Origin of the sequence: Hanstruepera neustonica, assembly GCF_002895005.1 — a bacterium.
Lineage (GTDB): Bacteria > Bacteroidota > Bacteroidia > Flavobacteriales > Flavobacteriaceae > Hanstruepera > Hanstruepera neustonica.
On record NZ_POWF01000008.1, the window covers coordinates 97,652 to 118,613 of the forward strand.

15 protein-coding genes are annotated in these 20,962 nt (G+C 35.5%); 14 read left to right on the forward strand and 1 reads right to left on the reverse strand.

From position 1 onward, the window contains the following. Positions 1 to 90 precede the first annotated feature (90 nt). The 9 genes from C1T31_RS11760 to C1T31_RS11800 all read left to right on the forward strand — a co-directional run bounded on the left by C1T31_RS11760 (position 91) and on the right by C1T31_RS11800 (position 14,147). A complete protein-coding gene (locus C1T31_RS11760; RefSeq protein ID WP_103052703.1) occupies positions 91 to 483 on the forward strand; it encodes a hypothetical protein in 393 nt (130 codons plus the stop codon). A 135-nt stretch (positions 484 to 618) separates the two neighbouring features. Further along, complete coding sequence (locus tag C1T31_RS11765) at positions 619 to 1,074, forward strand: MarR family winged helix-turn-helix transcriptional regulator (RefSeq protein ID WP_103052762.1); 456 nt, start codon at positions 619 to 621, stop codon at positions 1,072 to 1,074. A 1-nt stretch (position 1,075) separates the two neighbouring features. Next, the gene (locus C1T31_RS11770; protein WP_103052704.1) at positions 1,076 to 3,484 is read left to right on the forward strand and encodes a 3-hydroxyacyl-CoA dehydrogenase/enoyl-CoA hydratase family protein; all 2,409 of its coding nucleotides are present in this window, start codon (positions 1,076 to 1,078) and stop codon (positions 3,482 to 3,484) included. 3 nt (positions 3,485 to 3,487) lie between these two features. Then, on the forward strand, positions 3,488 to 4,678 hold the full coding sequence (locus C1T31_RS11775; RefSeq protein WP_103052705.1) for an acetyl-CoA C-acyltransferase: 1,191 nt from the start codon (positions 3,488 to 3,490) through the stop codon (positions 4,676 to 4,678). Between the two features lie 96 nt (positions 4,679 to 4,774). Then, a complete protein-coding gene (locus C1T31_RS11780) occupies positions 4,775 to 6,583 on the forward strand; it encodes an acyl-CoA dehydrogenase family protein (protein ID WP_103052706.1) in 1,809 nt (602 codons plus the stop codon). A 93-nt stretch (positions 6,584 to 6,676) separates the two neighbouring features. Further along, positions 6,677 to 8,314 carry a M1 family metallopeptidase gene (locus C1T31_RS11785; RefSeq protein ID WP_103052707.1) on the forward strand — a complete coding sequence of 546 codons (1,638 nt, stop codon included), beginning with the start codon at positions 6,677 to 6,679 and terminating at the stop codon, positions 8,312 to 8,314. A 4-nt stretch (positions 8,315 to 8,318) separates the two neighbouring features. Continuing rightward, positions 8,319 to 8,885, forward strand: coding sequence for a YdeI/OmpD-associated family protein (locus C1T31_RS11790; protein WP_103052763.1), 567 nt, complete (start codon positions 8,319 to 8,321; stop codon positions 8,883 to 8,885). A gap of 44 nt (positions 8,886 to 8,929) precedes the next feature. Then, positions 8,930 to 12,172, forward strand: a complete 3,243-nt coding sequence (locus tag C1T31_RS11795) for a VPS10 domain-containing protein (protein WP_103052708.1) — start codon at positions 8,930 to 8,932, stop codon at positions 12,170 to 12,172. Between the two features lie 28 nt (positions 12,173 to 12,200). Further along, positions 12,201 to 14,147, forward strand: a complete 1,947-nt coding sequence (locus C1T31_RS11800; RefSeq protein ID WP_103052709.1) for a S9 family peptidase — start codon at positions 12,201 to 12,203, stop codon at positions 14,145 to 14,147. 33 nt (positions 14,148 to 14,180) lie between these two features. On the opposite strand, the gene C1T31_RS11805 is transcribed toward C1T31_RS11800, so the two are convergent. Next, entirely contained in the window at positions 14,181 to 14,858 is a 678-nt protein-coding gene (locus C1T31_RS11805; RefSeq protein WP_103052710.1) for a Crp/Fnr family transcriptional regulator, read from the reverse strand. Between the two features lie 104 nt (positions 14,859 to 14,962). On the opposite strand from C1T31_RS11805, the gene C1T31_RS11810 reads away from it, so the two are divergent. The 5 genes from C1T31_RS11810 to C1T31_RS11830 all read left to right on the forward strand — a co-directional run bounded on the left by C1T31_RS11810 (position 14,963) and on the right by C1T31_RS11830 (position 20,941). Beyond that, complete coding sequence (locus C1T31_RS11810) at positions 14,963 to 17,332, forward strand: heavy metal translocating P-type ATPase (RefSeq protein WP_103052711.1); 2,370 nt, start codon at positions 14,963 to 14,965, stop codon at positions 17,330 to 17,332. A gap of 82 nt (positions 17,333 to 17,414) precedes the next feature. Further along, entirely contained in the window at positions 17,415 to 17,606 is a 192-nt protein-coding gene (gene ccoS / locus C1T31_RS11815; RefSeq protein WP_103052712.1) for a cbb3-type cytochrome oxidase assembly protein CcoS, read from the forward strand. Between the two features lie 5 nt (positions 17,607 to 17,611). Further along, a complete protein-coding gene (gene ccoN, locus C1T31_RS11820) occupies positions 17,612 to 19,798 on the forward strand; it encodes a cytochrome-c oxidase, cbb3-type subunit I (protein WP_103052713.1) in 2,187 nt (728 codons plus the stop codon). A 4-nt stretch (positions 19,799 to 19,802) separates the two neighbouring features. Next, positions 19,803 to 19,994 (forward strand): CcoQ/FixQ family Cbb3-type cytochrome c oxidase assembly chaperone, encoded by a 192-nt coding sequence (locus C1T31_RS14190; protein ID WP_103052714.1) that lies wholly within the window; start codon positions 19,803 to 19,805, stop codon positions 19,992 to 19,994. After that, positions 19,991 to 20,941, forward strand: a complete 951-nt coding sequence (locus C1T31_RS11830) for a cbb3-type cytochrome c oxidase N-terminal domain-containing protein (RefSeq protein WP_103052715.1) — start codon at positions 19,991 to 19,993, stop codon at positions 20,939 to 20,941. Before C1T31_RS14190 ends, C1T31_RS11830 begins: the two co-directional genes overlap by 4 nt. The last annotated feature ends 21 nt before the right edge of the window (positions 20,942 to 20,962 follow it).

Consider the following 20,962-nt stretch of genomic DNA (forward strand, 5'->3'; position numbering starts at 1 on the left):
GTATTTCAGTTAATAACTATCCTCCTCTTAATAAGTTTGTTAGCCACTAATATTCTATTTTTAGAATACTAACTAATACTTTTTAATAATATGAATACAAAAACTTTTATTGTAGGTGGTTTAGTGGGTGGTATTGTTGACTGGCTTTTAGGCTGGTTATTTTACGGAATTATTTTTTCTGATAAATTCCCACAACCAGACGAAACAACTAATGCCATGTTATTCATTACATGTGGATGCTTTGCTTTTGGTTTCTTTATGTCGTTTATTTTTAACAAATGGGCAGAAATAGCGACGTTAAGTGCAGGATTAAAAGCTGGTGCAATTATTGGCTTATTTATGGGATTGATGGAAGGGTTTTTTAGTCTTGCCGATCAATCAACTCCAAACTATGAATTGTTTGGAATTGTAATATTCATATCAATTGTTATGTCTGCTGTAGTCGGTGCAGCCATAGGAATTGTAAATGGCAAAATGAATTAAAACACTTTTTTTTATCGTTTTATTAGCGCTTCAATTATGAAGCGCTTTTTTTGTTTTAAGCTTAATATTTTTTTTGTAATTTATTATGCATGCATAATAAATTTTCTTATATTTGAAATTCAAAATGTCACTTTCATGAAAGATAAAACTATAGATTATGTGTTTAGGACTACTTGGCTAGCTATTAACAAAATGTATAATGAAGAAGCTGCGCAGTTTGGAACAACTATGGCTACTGGGTTTGCCCTATTGAGCATTGATCCGGAAAAAGGCACGCCATCAACATCTTTAGGACCCAAAATGGGGATGGAAGCTACCAGTCTTTCAAGAACCTTGAAAACCATGGAAGAGAAAGGCTTAATAGAACGTAAACCCAATCCGGAAGACGGACGCGGTGTCATTATTCATTTAACAGAATTTGGGCGTGAAAAACGAGCCTATTCAAGGGAAAAAGTATTGACATTCAACGATGCTATTCGTAAGAATATATCTCAAGAGAAACTGGATAATTTTTATGAAGTAGTTGAGCTTATAAATAACATGATTTCAAACAAAAAAATATATAACCAAAAAGAACATATACTTAAGTAATATGAGTAAACGTAGAATAAATAAAGTAGCTGTTATTGGTTCAGGAATAATGGGAAGCGGTATCGCTTGTCATTTTGCCAATATTGGTGTGGATGTGCTCCTTCTTGACATTGTTCCAAGAGAACTTAACGAGATTGAGAAAGCTAAAGGCATGACATTGGAAGACAAAGCGGTGCGTAATCGAATTGTAAATAGCTCCCTTCAGTCTGCCTTAAAATCGAAGCCATCGCCAATCTATCATCAAAATTTTGCCAATAGAATTACAACAGGAAACCTAGATGACGATTTATCCAAAATTAAAGATGTCGATTGGGTTATTGAGGTAGTAGTTGAGCGTTTGGATATCAAAAAACAGGTTTTTGAAAACATTGAAAAGTTTAGGACGCCTGGTACACTGATCACATCAAATACTTCAGGTATTCCAATCCATTTTATGAGTGAAGGTCGCAGTGAAGATTTTCAAAAGCATTTCTGTGGAACACACTTTTTTAATCCGGCTCGTTACTTAAAATTATTTGAAATTATTCCAGGACCCAAAACCTCTCAAGATGTTTTGGATTTCCTAAACAATTACGGTGAACAATTTCTGGGAAAAACATCGGTAGTTGCCAAAGACACCCCAGCTTTTATTGGAAATAGAATCGGAATCTTTGGAATTCAGTCCCTGTTTCATCAAGTAAAGGAATTAGGGTTAACTATTGAGGAGGTCGATAAATTAACGGGTCCTGTAATTGGACGCCCAAAATCGGCAACCTTCAGAACAGTTGACGTTGTTGGACTGGATACATTGGTTCACGTTGCCAATGGCATCTATGATAACTGCCCAAACGATGAAGCGCATGAGCTATTTAAACTGCCGGACTTTATCAATACCATGATGGAAAACAAATGGCTGGGAAGTAAAACAGGGCAAGGTTTCTATAAAAAAGTAAAAGACGACAAAGGTAATAGTGATATTTTGTCATTGGATTTAGATACATTAGAATATCGATCTAAAAAAAGAGCGCAGTTTGCGACTCTTGAAATGACAAAAACTGTCGATAAAGTCATTGAACGCTTCCCTATTCTGGTGTCTGGAAAAGACAAAGCGGGCGAATTCTATCGTAAGAACTTTGCCGCTATGTTTGCTTATGTTTCCAACAGAATTCCAGAAATCTCTGATGATTTATATAAAATAGACGATGCCATGAAAGCTGGCTTTGGATGGGAACATGGACCATTTCAAATATGGGACGCTGTTGGTGTTGAAAAAGGATTGGAGCTCATTAAAGCTGAGGGGCATCAAGTAGCCGATTGGGTAAATGAAATGCTTGCCTCTGGTAGTAAATCATTTTATTCAGTAAAAGATGGCGCAACGTACTTTTACGATATTCCTTCTAAAACCCAAAGTAAAATACCTGGACAGGATGCCTTTATTATATTAGATAACATCAGAAAATCGAACGAAGTATTCAAAAATTCAGGTGTTGTTATTGAAGACTTGGGTGATGGTATTTTGAATTGTGAATTCCAGTCAAAGATGAATACCATAGGTGGTGATGTGCTTGCTGGATTAAACAAAGCGGTTGATCTTGCCGAAAAAGATTTTGAAGGTTTGGTTATTGGAAATCAGGCTGCAAACTTCTCTGTTGGTGCCAATATAGGCATGATTTTTATGATGGCCGCCGAACAAGAATACGATGAACTCAACATGGCCATCAAATATTTTCAGGATACCATGATGCGTATGCGCTACTCGTCCATCCCAACTGTATCCGCGCCACATGGCATGGCTCTTGGTGGTGGTTGCGAGCTCTCAATGCACGCCGATAAAGTTGTTGCAGCAGCTGAAACTTATATTGGATTGGTGGAATTTGGAGTAGGTGTCATTCCCGGCGGTGGTGGTTCTAAAGAAATGGCTTTAAGAGCTCAAGACACATTCCGAAAAGGAGATGTTGAATTAAACGTGTTGCAAGAATATTTTCTAACCATCGGAATGGCGAAAGTTTCGACTTCTGCCTATGAAGCTTTTGATTTAGGAATTCTTCAAAAAGGCAAAGACGTTATTGTTGTCAATAAAGACAGACAAATTGCAACAGCCAAAGCACATGCAAGGTTAATGGCTGATGCTGGTTATACAAAGCCTGTAAAGAGAAACGATGTAAAAGTTTTAGGAAAACAAGCTTTAGGAATGTTTTTAGTTGGAACGGATTCTATGGAAGTCGCAAACTACATCAGTGAGCACGATCATAAAATTGCTAATAAACTAGCTTATGTCATGGCTGGTGGTGATTTATCAGAACCCACCTTGGTATCAGAGCAGTATTTACTGGATTTAGAACGTGAAGCATTTCTTTCATTATGTACTGAAAGAAAAACATTAGAGCGCATACAACATATGTTAAAAACAGGTAAACCTTTAAGAAACTAAAAAATGAAACAAGCATATATAGTAAAAGCATATAGAACAGCTGTAGGTAAAGCTCCAAAAGGTGTGTTCCGTTTTAAAAGAACTGATGAGTTAGCTGCGGAAACCATTCAATATATGATGAAAGAACTTCCCAATTTAGACAAAAAACGTATTGATGATGTTATTGTGGGAAATGCTATGCCCGAAGGATCACAAGGTCTTAACATGGCAAGATTCATCTCCTTAATTGGTTTGGACAGTATTGATGTTCCAGGCGTGACGGTCAATCGTTTTTGCGCATCTGGAATAGAAACCATTGGTGTGGCAACTGCAAAAATTCAAGCTGGTATGGCAGATTGTATTATTGCAGGTGGTGCCGAAAGTATGAGTGCGGTTCCCATGACCGGCTTTAAACCTGAATTAAATTATGATACTGTAAAAGCTGGGCATCCTGATTATTATTGGGGTATGGGAAATACTGCTGAAGCCGTTGCCAATCAGTTTAAAGTATCACGTGAAGATCAAGATGAATTTGCCTATAACTCCCATATGAAAGCTCTGAAGGCTCAAGCCGAAGACCGTTTTCAAGATCAAATAGTACCTATTGAAGTAGAGCAAACCTATATTGATGAAAATGGTAAAAAAGTTACCAAATCTTATACAGTTACGAAGGATGAAGGTCCACGAAAAGGGACTAACATAGAAGCTTTATCCAAGCTTCGCCCAGTTTTTGCCCAAGGTGGAAGTGTCACAGCAGGAAATTCATCTCAAATGAGTGATGGTGCAGCATTTGTCATGATAATGAGTGAAGATATGGTAAAAGAACTCAATCTTGAACCCATTGCACGTTTAGTAAACTATGCAGCCGCTGGTGTGGAACCACGAATTATGGGAATTGGCCCTGTAAAAGCCATTCCAAAAGCCTTAAAACAAGCAGGTTTAAAACAAGCTGACTTGGAGTTAATAGAACTGAATGAAGCTTTTGCATCACAATCAATAGCAGTTATCAGGGAACTTGGTTTGAATCATGACATTATTAATGTTAATGGTGGCGCCATTGCTCTCGGACACCCACTAGGTTGTACTGGAGCCAAGCTGTCTGTTCAACTATTTGATGAAATGCGTAAGCGCAATATGCAAGGGAAATATGGTGCAGTGACCATGTGTGTTGGAACGGGTCAAGGAGCGTGTGGAATTTTCGAATTTTTAAACTAATTAGAACAAAGATGTGAGCATTAAGTACAAAGGAAAACCACAACAAAATTTCTTCACAACTTAATACTTGATACAAAATACTTAATACTAAAAAAAATGGAAGCAACAGAAAAAGACATATTAAGAGGTGGGCAGTTTCTGGTAAAGGAAACTAACTGCGAAGATGTGTTTACTCCTGAAGATTTTTCAGAAGAACAAAACATGATGAAGGAAGCGGTTATGGAATTTAATGACCGTGAAATAATTCCTAATAAGAACAGATTTGAAGCTAAAGATTACGCCTTAACTGAAGAATGCATGCGCAAGGCAGGTGAGCTTGGATTTTTGGGTGTAGCTGTTCCAGAAGCCTATGGTGGATTGGGAATGGGATTTGTATCGACGGTATTGACCTGTGACTATATTTCCAGCGGAACTGGTTCTTTTAGTACAGCCTTTGGTGCACATACTGGAATTGGAACTATGCCAATCACACTGTACGGTACTGAAGAACAAAAACAAAAATACGTACCAAAATTGGCTACTGGAGAATGGTTTGGTTCCTATTGTTTAACGGAACCAGGTGCTGGCAGTGATGCCAATTCTGGTAAAACAACTGCCGAGCTATCTGCCGATGGAAAAACATACAAAATCAACGGACAAAAAATGTGGATTTCCAATGCTGGATTTTGCCGCTTAATGATTGTTTTCGCGCGTATTGAAGATGATAAAAATATTACTGGCTTTATCGTGGAATATGATCCTGAAAATCCAAATGGTATTACTTTAGGTGAAGAAGAACATAAGCTTGGTATCCATGCCTCTTCAACAAGACAAGTATTCTTCAATGACACAGTTGTTCCTGTAGAAAATATGTTGGCTGGTCGTGGCGAAGGTTTTAAAATTGCCATGAATGCCCTTAATGTTGGGCGAATTAAATTGGCTGCTGCTTGTTTGGATTCACAAAGACGTATTACAACTACAGCTGTTGAATATGCCAATGAACGCAAACAATTCAAAACTAGAATATCTGATTTTGGAGCTATAAAGAAGAAATTGGCTGAAATGTCAGCTAGTGCTTATGCTGGTGAGTCTGCAACTTATCGTGCATCAAAAAATATTGAAGATCGCATAGCCTTAAGAGAAGCTGCTGGAAATTCACATCAAGAAGCTGAATTAAAAGGTGTTGAAGAATACGCGATTGAATGTTCTATACTAAAAGTGGCTGTTTCTGAAGATGTTCAAAATTGCGCTGATGAAGGCATTCAAATATTTGGTGGTATGGGATTCTCAAAAGAAACGCCAATGGAAGCTGCTTGGAGAGATGCCAGAATTGCCAGAATTTATGAAGGAACCAATGAAATAAACCGTATGCTATCTGTAGGTATGCTTGTTAAAAAAGCTATGAAAGGCCATGTGGATTTATTAGGTCCTGCCCAAGCAGTTCAAGAGGAGTTAATGGGTATTCCATCGTTTGAAACACCTGATTATTCTGAATTGTTTTCAGAAGAAAAAGAAATGATTAAAAAGTTAAAGAAAACCTTTTTAATGGTTGCTGGTGGTGCTGTTCAAAAATTTGGTCCAGATTTAGAAGGACACCAACAATTATTGGTAGCCGCTGCAGATATTCTTATTGAAATCTATATGGCTGAATCTGCTATTTTAAGAACAGAAAAGAATGCGAAACGATTTGGAGAGAAAGAACAATCCGTTCAAATTGCTATGGCAAAATTATATTTATACAATGCTGTAAATATTGTAGAAGACAAAGGAAAAGAAAGTATTATTTCTTTTGCCGAAGGTGATGAACAACGTATGATGCTTATGGGTCTTAAGCGTTTTACAAAATATCAGAATTATCCGGATATCGTAGACTTAAGAAACGAAATAGCCGAAAAAGTAAAAGCTGAAAATAAGTACTGCTTTTAATTGTAGTTAAGTTTAGTTAGGAGTGAAAAGCCGTTTCAGTTATTGGAACGGCTTTCCTTTTTTTAGTATTTTAGTATTCTTTAAAAATTAAACATGAAGCATTTCAATTTATTATTCGTTCTTGTTTTTATCTCAATTAATAGTTTCGGTCAAGGCCTACTTCAAGAAAAAAAGAACTTCACCCGTCAAGATACTTTAAGAGGAACCATTACACCTGAACGGGAATGGTGGGATTTAACGTATTATCACCTCTATATTGAAGTAAAGCCAGATGAAAAATATATTGAAGGAAAGAATACCATAAACTATAAAGTTTTAAAGCCCTACTCTACCATTCAAATTGATTTACAAGAGCCTTTAGTTATAACAAAGGCCACTCAAAATGGTAAAATGCTCAATGTGACACGTGATGGAAATGCTCATTTTATTGCTCTCATTGATAAACAAATACCGAATACTGTAAATACTTTAGAAGTTCACTATAAAGGAAACCCTAAAGAAGCCGAAAATGCGCCTTGGGATGGTGGTTTTTCATGGAAAAAAGACAACAATGAGAATCATTTCGTGGCTACTTCCTGTCAAGGTTTAGGTGCTAGTGTTTGGTGGCCAAATAAAGACCACATGTACGACGAAGTTGACAGCATGCTTATAACTGTTACCAACCCAAAAGGCTTAAGCAATATTTCCAATGGCCGTTTGAGGTCTGTTAAAGAGAATAATAACGGAACCGTTACCTCAAGCTGGTTTGTAAGCAATCCTATCAATAATTATGGCGTTAATGTCAATATAGGGGATTATGTTCATTTCTCTGAAGTTTATCAAGGCGAAAAAGGCCCATTGGATTTAGATTATTACGTATTGAGCTATAACCTAGATAAGGCTAAAGAGCATTTTAAAGATGCTCCAAAAATGATGAAAGCCTTTGAGCATTGGTTTGGACCCTATCCTTTTTATGAAGATGGCTTTAAATTGGTTGAAGTTCCTTATTTAGGTATGGAGCATCAAAGCTCGGTCACCTATGGCAATCAATACAAAAAAGGATATTTAGGCACTGATTTGTCAGGAACAGGTTGGGGATTAAAATTCGATTTTTTAATTATTCACGAAGCAGGACACGAATGGTTTGCCAACAACATCACGTATAAAGATATTGCTGACATGTGGATTCATGAAGGCTTTACCGCTTATTCTGAAAACTTATTTTTAGATTATTATTATGGTAAGGAAGCTTCATCTGAATATGTTATTGGAACCCGAAAAATGATACTGAATGACAGGCCAATGATAGGTCACTATAATGTAAATAAAGAAGGTTCCGGAGATATGTATTACAAAGGCGCGAACATGTTACATACACTTCGACAACTTATTGAAGATGATGAAAAATGGCGACAAATTTTAAGAGGCTTAAACAGCACTTTTTATCATCAAACGGTAACAACGGAGCAGATTGAAAATTACATCAGTCAACAAACAGGTATCGATTTAACGGAATTTTTCAATCAATATTTAAGAACGACTATGATTCCAACTTTAGAATATGAAATTAAAGATGGAAATCTCAAATACCGTTGGACAAACATTGTTGAAAAGTTCGATATGCCCATTGAAGTGACTATTGATGATAAAAAACAATGGCTTTTCCCAAATGCTGAATGGAAAACCATATCCATAAATTCAGACAGCATTTCAATTGATAAAGACTTTTACGTCTTCAGTAAAAAACTGTAATTTGTTGGATTACCCAGAATTATATTTCAAATCGGATTACGAATGGCGCGAGTGGCTTCATAAAAACCATGATAAACATTCAGGAGCGTATCTTATTTTTTATAAAGTTGCACATGAGAATGATAGCATGCGTTGGGAAGAAGCTGTAAAAGTAGCTTTATGCTACGGTTGGATAGATTCTACTGTAAAAAGCTTGGGCAATGGGAAACGCAGACAATATTTTACACCTCGAAACCCCAAAAGCGTATGGAGTGCCTTAAACAAAAAGTACATTAAAGAATTAATGGCCAATAACTTGATGCACGAAAGTGGTTTTAAAACAATTGAAATTGCCAAAGAAAATGGTAGTTGGTCAGCATTGGACGATGTAGAAAATGGCATTATCCCAGAAGATCTTCAAGAAGCATTTGACAAAAATTCAAAAGCTTTTGAAAATTATCAAAACTTTGCGCCTTCATACAGAAAAAGTTATTTGTACTGGATTAATCAAGCCAAACGCCCTGAAACCCGTAAAAAACGCATTTCAGAAATAATTTCCTACTGTGTTAAAAATATGAAAACAAGAAATTAACCATTTCTTTTTCATTAATTTTAAAGTTTAACAAACCAAACCGAATGAAAAAAATAGTATCCCTTGTCATGCTTTTAAGCATGGCCTTTGTATTTCCGCAACAAGAGTTCTCATTAGATTTAGTCAAAAACATGAAACCACGAAATATAGGCCCAGGCGGTATGTCTGGTCGTGTTACAGCTATTGATGTGGTTCATAACAATCCTGATGTCATGTATGTAGGTACTGCTTCTGGCGGATTATGGAAATCGACATCAGGAGGCATTAAATGGGAACCTATTTTTGATAAAGAAGTAACTGCCTCCATTGGTTCAGTAGCTATTCAACAATCCAACCCGAGTGTAATCTGGGTGGGAACTGGAGAAGGAAACCCTAGAAATAGTCTCAATGGTGGCTATGGTATTTATAAATCTCTTGATGGTGGGAAAAACTGGCAACTCATGGGTCTTGAAAAAACTAGGCATATTCACCGGGTTGTTATAGACCCAACCAACCCAAATATTGTCTATGCTGGTGCTATCGGATCGCCTTGGGGTGAACATCCTGAACGTGGTGTTTTTAAAACAACCGATGGTGGTAAAACATGGAAGAAAATACTATTTACCAATAACAAAACTGGTGCTGCCGATCTAATAATGGACCCAACCAATCCCAATAAACTTATCGCTGCCATGTGGGAACACAAGCGGGATCCTTGGTTTTTTAATTCCGGTGGTGAAGGTTCTGGATTACATATTACCCATAATGGTGGCGAAACCTGGAAAAAAGTAACTTCTGACGATGGCTTCCCAGAAGGAAATTTGGGACGTATTGGTGTGGCTATAGCTGCCAATAAGCCCAACATAATATACGCTTTGGTGGAAGCCAAAAAAAATGCACTTTATAAAAGTGAGGATGGTGGCTTTAAATGGCGAAAAATCAATGACAAAAATGATATTGGCAACAGACCATTTTACTATTCCGAAATTTATGTAGACCCACAAAACGAAAACCGTGTGTATTCGGTTTTTACCTATGTTAACGTTAGTGAGGATGGCGGGAAAAACTTTAACCAATTAATGCCTGCCTATGGTGTGAATAATGGTGTACATCCAGACCATCACGCTTGGTGGATTCACCCAAACGATGGTAGCTTTATGATTGACGGAAACGATGGTGGTATGAACATCACACATGATGGTGGTAAAACTTGGCGCTTTATTGGTAATTTACCAGTAGCTCAATTTTATCATATTAATGTAGATAATGAATTTCCATATAATGTTTACGGTGGCATGCAGGACAATGGTTCTTGGCGCGGACCAGCTTATGTTTGGCGTGCTCAAGGTATCCGAAACTCCTATTGGCAAGAAATCAGTTTTGGCGATGGATTTGACGTAATTCCTGATAAGGACAATGCTAGATATGGTTGGACCATGAGTCAACAAGGTTACGTTATGCGTTATGATTGGGAAACAGGAAATAACTTTATGGTTAGACCAACACCTCCTGACGAGGATACGCTTTTACGCTTTAATTGGAATTCTGCCATAAACTTAGATCCTTTTAATAATAACACGGTATATTTTGGAAGTCAGTTTGTGCATAAATCTACTGATAAAGGCGAGACTTGGGACGTTATTTCAGAAGACTTAACTACCAATGACCCTGAAAAACAAAAACAATCTGAAAGTGGTGGATTGACTATGGATGCTACTGGTGCTGAAAACCATTGTACCATTTTGGTAATTGAACCATCTCCTGTTGAAAAAGACATGCTGTGGGTTGGAACAGACGATGGTCGTGTTCACATAACCCAAAATGGTGGCGAAACATGGACTGATGTTTCCAAAAATATTAAAGGCCTACCTATTGGCAGTTGGATCCCACAAATTAAAGCAAGTAACAAAAATAAAGGTGAAGCCCTATTAATAGCCAATGATTACAGACGATTTAATTATACTCCTTATGCATACCGAACCAAAGATTATGGCAAAACTTGGTCACGTATTGTAGATGAAAATGATGTAGAGAGTTATACTCTTGCAATTGTTGAAGATATTGAAGAACCAAATCTGCTTTTTTTAGGTACTGATGATGGCTTATACATCTCTTTAGATGCTGGAGCTAATTGGACAAAATGGACAGAAGGTTTTCCTACCGTTTCTGTAAAAGATTTAGTAATTCAACCTAGAGAGCATGATTTAGTTATTGGAACATTTGGACGTGCTGCTTGGGTTTTAGATGATATTAGACCATTACGCGCTATGGCTAAAGATAAATCGGTTGTTAATTCAAAATTAGAATTATTTGAGCCTCCAACCGCTTATCAAGCAGCATATCAACAACCAACAGGAAGTCGTTTTGGAGCCGATGCCATGTATCATGGTGACAATAGAGGTTATGGTGCTACGCTCTCCTACTTCATTACTGTCAATGAAAAGAAAACTGATGATGATGAGAAAAATGAAAATACAGATGTTGAGAATGATGACGAAGTTGAAGTTGATGATAACAATAGCGACAATAAAAAAGAGGAAAATGTTATCAAATGGGATTCCATTACTATGCAATTTTATGATGGTGATCGTTTGATGCGTACCTTAAAACGAAAAACACCTGAAGAATCAGGCTTACACAAATGGACTTGGTATATGGATGAAGCTGGTGTTTCTAGACCTTCACGTAGCATTAGGGAATCTAAAAATGAGCCTAGTGGTGTAAGTGTTAAACCAGGACGTTATAAGGTAGTTATGACCTATGGTGACCAAACATCTGAAGAATTTATTACGGTTAAATCAGACCCTAGAATTGAAGTCTCTCAAAAAAATATTGATGAAGTATATAATGCAGGAAAGCAATTAGAAGCTATGCAACAAGAAATTGCTGATGCTGTTAGGCAATTGGTTGAAAGTAAAAAAATTGCTGAAAAATATCAATCAGACTTAAAGAAGTTAGATAAAGAAAAATATGAGGGTAATATTAAATCATCAAAAGAAATTATTAAAAAAATTGATGAATTAATTGACATATATCTTGGAAAAGAAGATAAAAGACAAGGTATTACAAGAAGCAGGGAAATGACTGTTAATAATAGATTAGGCGCTGCAAGAAGTTATGTTAATTCTAGTCAAAATGGATTAACAAGGACAGAAACTCAATTAATAGATTTTGCAAAAAATGCCATTAATGACGCTTTTGAAAAGACTAATGAATTTTTCAATAACGATTGGAAAAATTATCAATCCAATATGGAGGAATTAGAATTAAATCCATTTAAAAAAACAAAGACCTTTAAAATCGATTAAATAAACCTACATAACTAAAATACTAAAAATGAAAAAAATAGTTGTATTGTTTATGATTGGTGCGTTTTTATCATGTAAAAATGAGCCTAAAGAATCAGTTGCTAAAAAAGCACCTGAAATAACGCAGTATACCATAGAACAGTTTATGGATAATGAGGCTGTAGGAAATGGTAGTTTTGCACCTGATAATTCAAAATTATTGGTGCATAGCAACCGATCTGGAATTTATAATTTATATGAAATACCAGTTAAAGGTGGTGAATTTAAGCCGCTAACACAATCGGATAGCTCTTCAATTTTTGCCATTTCTTACTTCCCCAATGATGAACGCATTTTGTTTTCATCAGATGGAAATGGAGATGAGTTAGACCATATTTATTTGAGAGACCCTAACGGAAATATTACAGATTTAACACCGTTTGATGGTGCAAAATCTAATTTTTATGGCTGGTCTGACGATAAAACTAAATTCTATTACGGTTCTAATAAAAGGGATTCGAGGTATTTTGATGTTTATGAAATGAATATTGAGGACTTTTCATCTGAACTATTTTATCAAAATAACGACGGGCTTAATCTTAATAGCATATCAAATAATGAAAAACATATCGCATTATCAAAATCTTTAAACACCAATGATAGTGATTTGTTTATAGTAAACAGAGAGACCAATAAAAAAGTAAAAGTCAATGAGAATTTAAGTGGAAATTCTGCCCAAGGTTTTTCTATTGATAATAATACATTTTATTATACTACGGATGATGGTGCTGAATTTGCATACCTAATGGCCTATAATCTGGAAACTGGTGAAAAAACCAAAGTTTTAGAAAAAAACTGGGATATTTGGGGTTCAAGCTTTACTGAAAGGGGTAAGTACATGACCGTTTTTGTAAATGAAGATGGAAAAAATACTATCGAGGTTTTGGATGCCAGCACTATGAACCCTATAGAATTACCTGATTTTGAAGATAAAAGTATAACCAGCGTTAGCTTTTCTGAAGATGAAAATTGGATGCGTATGTATGTAGGAGGTTCTAACGCGCCATCAGACTTATACACTTACAATTTTGAAACCAAAGAACAGCACAAACTGACCAATGTTCTTAATAAAGAGATTAACCCAGATGATTTGGTAACTGCAAAAGTTATTAGATTCAAATCGTTTGATGGTGTAGAAATACCAGCTATTTACTACCTACCGCATCAAGCCTCTGAAACCAATAAAGTACCAGCTATGGTTTGGGTGCATGGCGGTCCAGGAGGACAGTCTCGTCAAAACTTTAGTTCCTTGATACAGTATATGGTGAATCATGGATATGCTGTTTTAGCCGTCAATAATCGCGGTAGTAGCGGTTATGGAAAAACGTTTTATAAGATGGATGATTTAAACCATGGTGAGAAAGATTTACAAGATTGTGTTGAAGGCAAAAACTGGCTGGCAACACAACCTGAAATTGATGGTGATAAAATTGGAATTATAGGGGGTTCTTATGGTGGTTATATGACCATGGCCGCCTTAACTTACACACCTGAAGAGTTTGATGTAGGCGTGAACATATTTGGTGTTACCAATTGGTTGCGTACTTTAAAAAGTATTCCGCCTTACTGGGAGTCGTTCAGAGAATCACTTTATCTAGAGCTAGGAGACCCTTATTCGGCTGATTCTGTTAGGCTAAAACGCATATCGCCTTTATTTCATACTGATAAGGTTACCAAACCCTTAATTGTTCTACAAGGTTCGCAAGACCCTAGAGTATTGCAAGTGGAATCTGATGAAATAGTTGAAGGTGTTAGAGCAAATGGCGTTCCAGTTAAATATGTTTTATTTGAAGATGAAGGGCACGGCTTTGTTAAAAAGGAAAATCAAATTGAAGCTTATAGTAGTATTCTGAAATTTTTAGATACTTACCTCAAAGAGGTTAACAAACCTGTTGATGGTGAAATACCAGATACTGAAATCGAAGCTGAAAAATAAACTAAAAACGCTCTCAAAAATTGAGAGCGTTTTTTATTCTATACGTTCAAGACCCTTTAAGTCTTCTATCTTTATTTGCTTACCAGAAGTAGATATCAAGCCTTCTTTTTTTAGTTGGGATAATATTCTAATAGCCGACTCTGTAGCTGTTCCAACTATATTGGCATAGTCTTCTCGGGATAAAATTACATCTAAAAACCCTTCGTCGTTATTTCCAAAATGGTTGTAAACATAAATTAAAGTTTCGGCTAAACGTTGTTTTACAGACTTTTGAGCCATATTAACAATAATGTCGTCACTCTCTTTTAAATCTTTAGCCATTTGTTGCAAGACATCAAATGAAAACTTTGAGTTTTGTTGTAAATCATTCATGATTTCATGTTTGGGTATAAAACAAACTTCCATATCATTTAAAGCTACAGCACTCAAATTAGCCGACTCTTCGCCAACTAAAGAACGCTGACCTAATAAATCACCTTTTACAACCAATTTTACTATTTGGTCTTTACCATTGGCACTTAATTTTGACAATTTGCAAATACCATCCTTTACGCAAAAAATGCCATTGATGTTTTCGCCTTCCTCAAAAATAATTTCGCCTTTTTTAATGGTTTTTGTCGTTTTACAACCTGAAATTCTAATTAATTCCTCTTTAGTTAAAGATTTTAATGAATTAAACTGACGTATAATACATTGTTCGCATTTGCCCATACCCAATAAAATGTTTTGTAAAGTTAGTTAAAACATGACAAATATCATATATTGTTTACACATGTTTTGTGACTTTTGTTACAGGTATAAAATGAGCAATTCTTATGGACAAGGCTACTTGTTTCCACTGTGGCGACATATGTAATTCAGAACGAATAACTTATAACGACAAACTGTTTTGTTGTAATGGTTGCAAAACTGTTTATGAAATTTTTTCTGAAAACGATTTAACGTGTTATTACGACTTTCAAAATGCTCCAGGTGCAGTTCCAAAAGAAATTGAAGGCAAATACGATTTTCTATCTCAAGAAAATATTATAGAAAAGCTAACCGAATTTAATGAAGGAAAAATTCAAGTTGCCACATTATATATTCCACATATTCACTGTAGCTCTTGTATTTGGATTCTTGAGAACTTGTCTAAATTAAATGCAAATATTACTGCTTCTCAAGTAAATTTTGACAAAAAAAATGTTAGGGTTACGTATAATTCCGAAGCCTTAACTTTAAAAGATGTTGTATTGCTTTTAAGCTCCATTGGGTATGAACCATACATTTCGCTCGACGATTTTAAAACTGGAAAGGAACATATAAATCGTTCGTTAATTTATAAGTTAGGTATTGCTGGATTCGCTTTTGGCAATGTTATGTTTTTGTCATTTCCTGAATATTTTGAAGTTGGCGAATTCTGGTTGGAAAAATATAAACACTTATTTAGGTGGATTATGTTTGCTTTCTCTCTACCTGTTGTTTTTTATGCTGGACAAGACTATTTTATTTCGGCTTATAAAGGGCTTCGATCTAAACTGTTAAATATAGATGTGCCAATTGCTTTAGGCATTGCAGTACTGTTTATTAGAAGTACTGTTGAAATTATTTTTGATTTAGGCTCCGGTTTTTTCGATAGTCTAACAGGCTTGGTGTTTTTTTTATTATTAGGAAAATTTTTCCAACAGAAAACCTATTCCTTTTTATCATTCGAACGCGATTATAAATCCTATTTCCCTATTGCTATTACCAAAATTTCTGAAGGCAAGGAAACACCTATTCAGGTCTATGATATAGAAAAAGGAGATAGATTACTTATAAGAAATGAAGAACTCATCCCTGTAGATGGCATTTTAATTAACGGTAAAGCTAGAATTGACTATAGTTTTGTGACTGGAGAATCTGAAACTATATCCAAAACTTCTGGAGATAAGCTTTTCGCTGGTGGTAAACAAACCTCTGGTGTTATAGAGATGGAAGCTTTAAAATCTGTTGAGCAAAGTTACTTAACCCAGTTATGGAGTAATGATGTTTTTAGTAAAAATAAAGAAGAGGGCTTTACAACCTTAACCAATGCCATTAGCAAGCGTTTTACTATAGCGGTACTTGGCATAGCTATTTTAGCCACAAGCTATTGGTTGGTGGTAGATTCCTCAAAAGCTATGAACGTATTTACAGCTGTTTTAATAATAGCTTGTCCATGTGCTATTGCCCTATCAGCGCCATTTACATTTGGTAACTTATTACGAATTTTTGGAAAGCTAAAGTTTTATGTAAAAAACGCGTCGGTTATTGAACAGTTGTCACACATTAATACCATTATTTTCGATAAAACCGGAACAATAACTTCAAATAGAAAAAGTACAGCAACTTACGAAGGTGATTCGCTTTCTAATTCTGAAGAGATTTTATTAAAAAACACCCTTCGTGGATCTAATCATCCTTTAAGCCGTAAATTATATGATATTTTAGATAGTAACAATATCATTTCATTAAATCACTTTGAAGAACATTTAGGGCAAGGTATAGAAGCATCCCATGAACAGGATTATATAAAAATTGGTTCAGCTAGTTTTGTTGGGGCTACAGAAACCCAATTGCTCAACACAACAGTTCATATTAGCACCAATAATAAATACAAGGGAAAATTCACATTCTATAACAGTTATAGAAAAGGGATTTCAAAACTGTTTAATAAACTTAAAAAACACTACGATTTAGTAATACTTTCTGGAGATAATGAAGGAGAATTAGAAAACCTAAAAAAGTTACTCCCATCTAAAACCAAATTAATTTTTAACCAAAAACCAGAGGACAAGTTAGAATACATAAAATATCATCAAACCGAAGGCGCTAAAGTTCTTATGGTTGGTGACGGTTTAAATGACGCAGGAGCACTAGCTCAAAGTAATGTAGGAATTGCTATTTCAGAAAATGTCAACGTATTTTCTCCTGCCTGTGATGCTATTTTAGATGCTACAAAATTCAATAAACTATATCAGTTTATTAAAGCTTCCAAATCTGCGATTAAAATTATAAAATGGAGTTTTATACTATCATTTATTTATAACATAATAGGATTATACTTTGCAGTAACAGGACAATTAGCACCAGTAATTGCAGCTATATTAATGCCTTTAAGTTCTATTAGCATTGTAGTTTTTACAACTATTGCAACAAATTTAATAGGTAGAAAATTAGAATGATTACAAATAATGTGAAACATGATTTTTATCATATTTTTAAGTAACTTTTAACAATATTTTTGACATGTAACTTCAAATAGGTATGAGTGTTATATACATTTTATTGAGTATCAGCATTATAGTTGCTGTAATTTTTTTTATAGCTTTTATTTATGCTGTAAAAAATGGGCAGTATGACGATAGTTATACGCCTTCTGTACGAATGTTATTTGATGATGAACTTGTCAAAGAACAACCTAAAAAAACCATCATTAAACCAAAAAAAACTAATTAATTATTATGGAAGTACAACAGTTTTATTACGATAACAAAATCGTTAAAAAATTCCTCTATGCCACCATTGTATTTGGTGTTGTAGGAATGGTTGTGGGTTTGTTACTCGCATTTATGTTTCTATTCCCCAACCTTACCGATGGCATTTCGTGGTTAAGTTTTGGTCGTTTAAGACCTTTACACACTAATGCTGTTATTTTCGCTTTTGTTGGTAATGCCATGTTTGCCGGTATTTATTACTCTCTTCAGCGTTTATTAAAAACAAGAATGGCCAGCGACCTTTTAAGTAATATAAATTTTTGGGGTTGGCAATTAATTATTGTTGCTGCAGCTATTTCATTACCGTTAGGTTATACAACCTCAAAAGAATATGCCGAGTTAGAATGGCCAATAGATATTGCCATTGCTTTGGTTTGGGTTGTTTTTGGTGTAAATATGATATGGACTATCTTAAAAAGAAGACAGCGTCATTTATATGTAGCTGTATGGTTTTACTTGGCAACCTTTGTAACTGTAGCTGTACTTCATATTTTTAACAGTTTTGAATTGCCTGTAAGTGCTATGAAAAGTTATTCGGTTTATGCCGGAGTCCAAGATGCACTAGTACAATGGTGGTATGGGCACAATGCGGTTGCATTTTTCTTAACTACGCCATTTTTAGGGCTTATGTATTATTATGTACCTAAAGCAGCCAATAGACCTGTTTATTCTTATAGATTATCTATTGTACACTTTTGGTCCTTAATATTTATCTATATATGGGCTGGACCTCACCACTTACTATATACGGCTTTACCTGAATGGGCTCAAAACTTAGGAGTTGCCTTTTCAGTTATGTTGATTATGCCTTCTTGGGGAGGCATGATAAATGGACTATTAACCTTGCGTGGTGCTTGGGATAAAGTACGTACGGATCCTGTTTTAAAATTTATGGTTGTTGCCATTACAGGTTATGGTATGGCTACTTTTGAAGGCCCAATGCTATCATTAAAAAATGTGAATGCCATTGGCCACTTCACCGATTGGATTATTGCTCACGTACACGTTGGTGCATTAGCATGGAATGGTTTTATGGCCTTTGGTATTATATACTACCTCATTCCAAGGTTAATGAAAACAAAGTTATATTCTGTTGGTTTAGCTAATTTCCATTTCTGGATTGGAACGCTAGGAATCATAATTTATGCATTGCCTATGTACGTCGCTGGTTTTACTCAAGCAAGTATGTGGAAACAATTTAATCCGGATGGCACTTTAGTGTATGGTAACTTTTTGGAAACTGTTTCTGAAATTATACCTATGTATTGGATGCGTGCAATAGGTGGAACATTATACATTACGGGCTTATTGGTATTGGTTTATAATATAGTATTAACCGTTAAAAATGGTTCAAAAGTAGAAGATGAATTAGCCGAAGCACCAGCCTTACAAAGAGTAGCCAAAGGTCGTGTTGCTGGAGAAGGTTGGCACACTTGGTTAGAGCGTAAACCAATAAAATTAACTATTTACGCAACCGTTGCTATATTAATTGGTGGTATTGTACAGATTATTCCAACTATTATGGTAAAATCTAATATCCCAACAATCAGTAGTGTACAACCGTACACACCATTGGAGCTAGAAGGACGTGATATTTATATTCGAGAAGGATGTGTGGGATGTCATTCACAAATGATTCGTCCTTTTAGAAGTGAGGTTGAACGTTATGGCGAATATTCGAAAGCTGGTGAATATGTTTATGACCATCCATTCCTTTGGGGAAGTAAACGTACAGGACCAGATTTACACCGTGTTGGTGGGAAATATTCAGATAACTGGCATCTTAACCATATGTATGACCCACAAAGTACATCTTCCGGTTCTATAATGCCTGCCTATCAATGGCTTATTAGAAATGAATTAGATAAGTCGCAAACTGAAGCTAAAATGGAAGTTATGGTAACATTAGGCGTTCCTTACACAGAAGAGGATATCGCCAACGCTCAACAACATATGTTGGAGCAAGGTACTCAAATTGAAAAAAATCTGTATTCCGATCCTGACTTTGCTGAAACCTATGAAGCTGACAAGGAAGCCGGTGGTGCCGATTTTATAGAAATGCGAAATCGAGAAATTGTAGCGCTTATTGCCTACTTACAACGATTAGGGACAGACATAAAAGTTAACGATTTAGAAACAACCACACAAAACTAAAATTATGCTAAAATTTGTAAAAAATCATATGGATAGCATTGCAGGTATAGAAATATATCCTATAATCTCACTGCTTATCTTTTTCATATTTTTTGTAGTCTTATTTTGGTGGGTTTTAACAGCAAAAAAGGACTATATCAAAACCGTAAGTAACATACCTTTAGATAACGATAACCAAAACCAGACAGAACTATGAGACAATTAATTCCTTCATGGATAAGAGTCCCGTTAGTATTTTTTATAATATTCGGACTCGTAGAATATTTTATTGAATCGGGAGATCAACCTGCATTCATGGAACAGCCAGTAATCTTGCTTTTTTTAGTCTTGGTTTTAATAATACTCATTGCTGTAGAAGCCATTGTAAGTTCAATGGACAACATTTTATATCAAAGTTTAGATGCTGAAGCTAAAGCACGTTACGATGCCCGACAACACGAAACTCCAAGATTTATTGTTTGGATTCAAAAAACCTATAAAAAACTATTAGGCCAAAAACCTGTTGAAGAGGAGCACGAAATTATATTAGACCATAATTATGATGGTATTAGAGAGCTAGACAATAGCCTTCCGCCATGGTGGTTATACGGGTTTTATGCAACTATTATTTTTGCTGCTGTCTATTTAGTAAGATTCCACATTTTTAATGGAGAGAATCAATATCAGGAGCTTGAAGCAGAATATGCTCAAGCCAAAATTGAAATAGAAGAATACAAAAAAACAGCGAAAGATTTAGTAGATATTAATACGGTAACTGTTTTAACTGATGCTGCAGATTTAAAAGCTGGTCAAGCCATTTTTGAAGAAAACTGTGTAGCCTGTCACATGGCTGATGGCGGAGGTGGTATTGGGCCTAACCTTACTGATGAGTATTGGATTTTAGGTGGTGGCATTAAAAATGTATTCCAAACCGTATCTGAAGGTGGTAGAAATGGTAAGGGTATGATTGCCTGGAAACAAAGTTTAAAACCGTCTGAAATTGCGCAGGTAGCAAGTTATGTGTTGCAATTTCAAGGAACAACACCTGCCAAACCTAAAGATGCTGAAGGCGAGATATGGGTAGATGAAAATGCGCCTGCTGAAGACATTCCAACTGAAGCTATGAAAGTCAAAACAGATTCTATTATAACCATAGAAAATTAATAAAATTTAGAAAAAATAAAG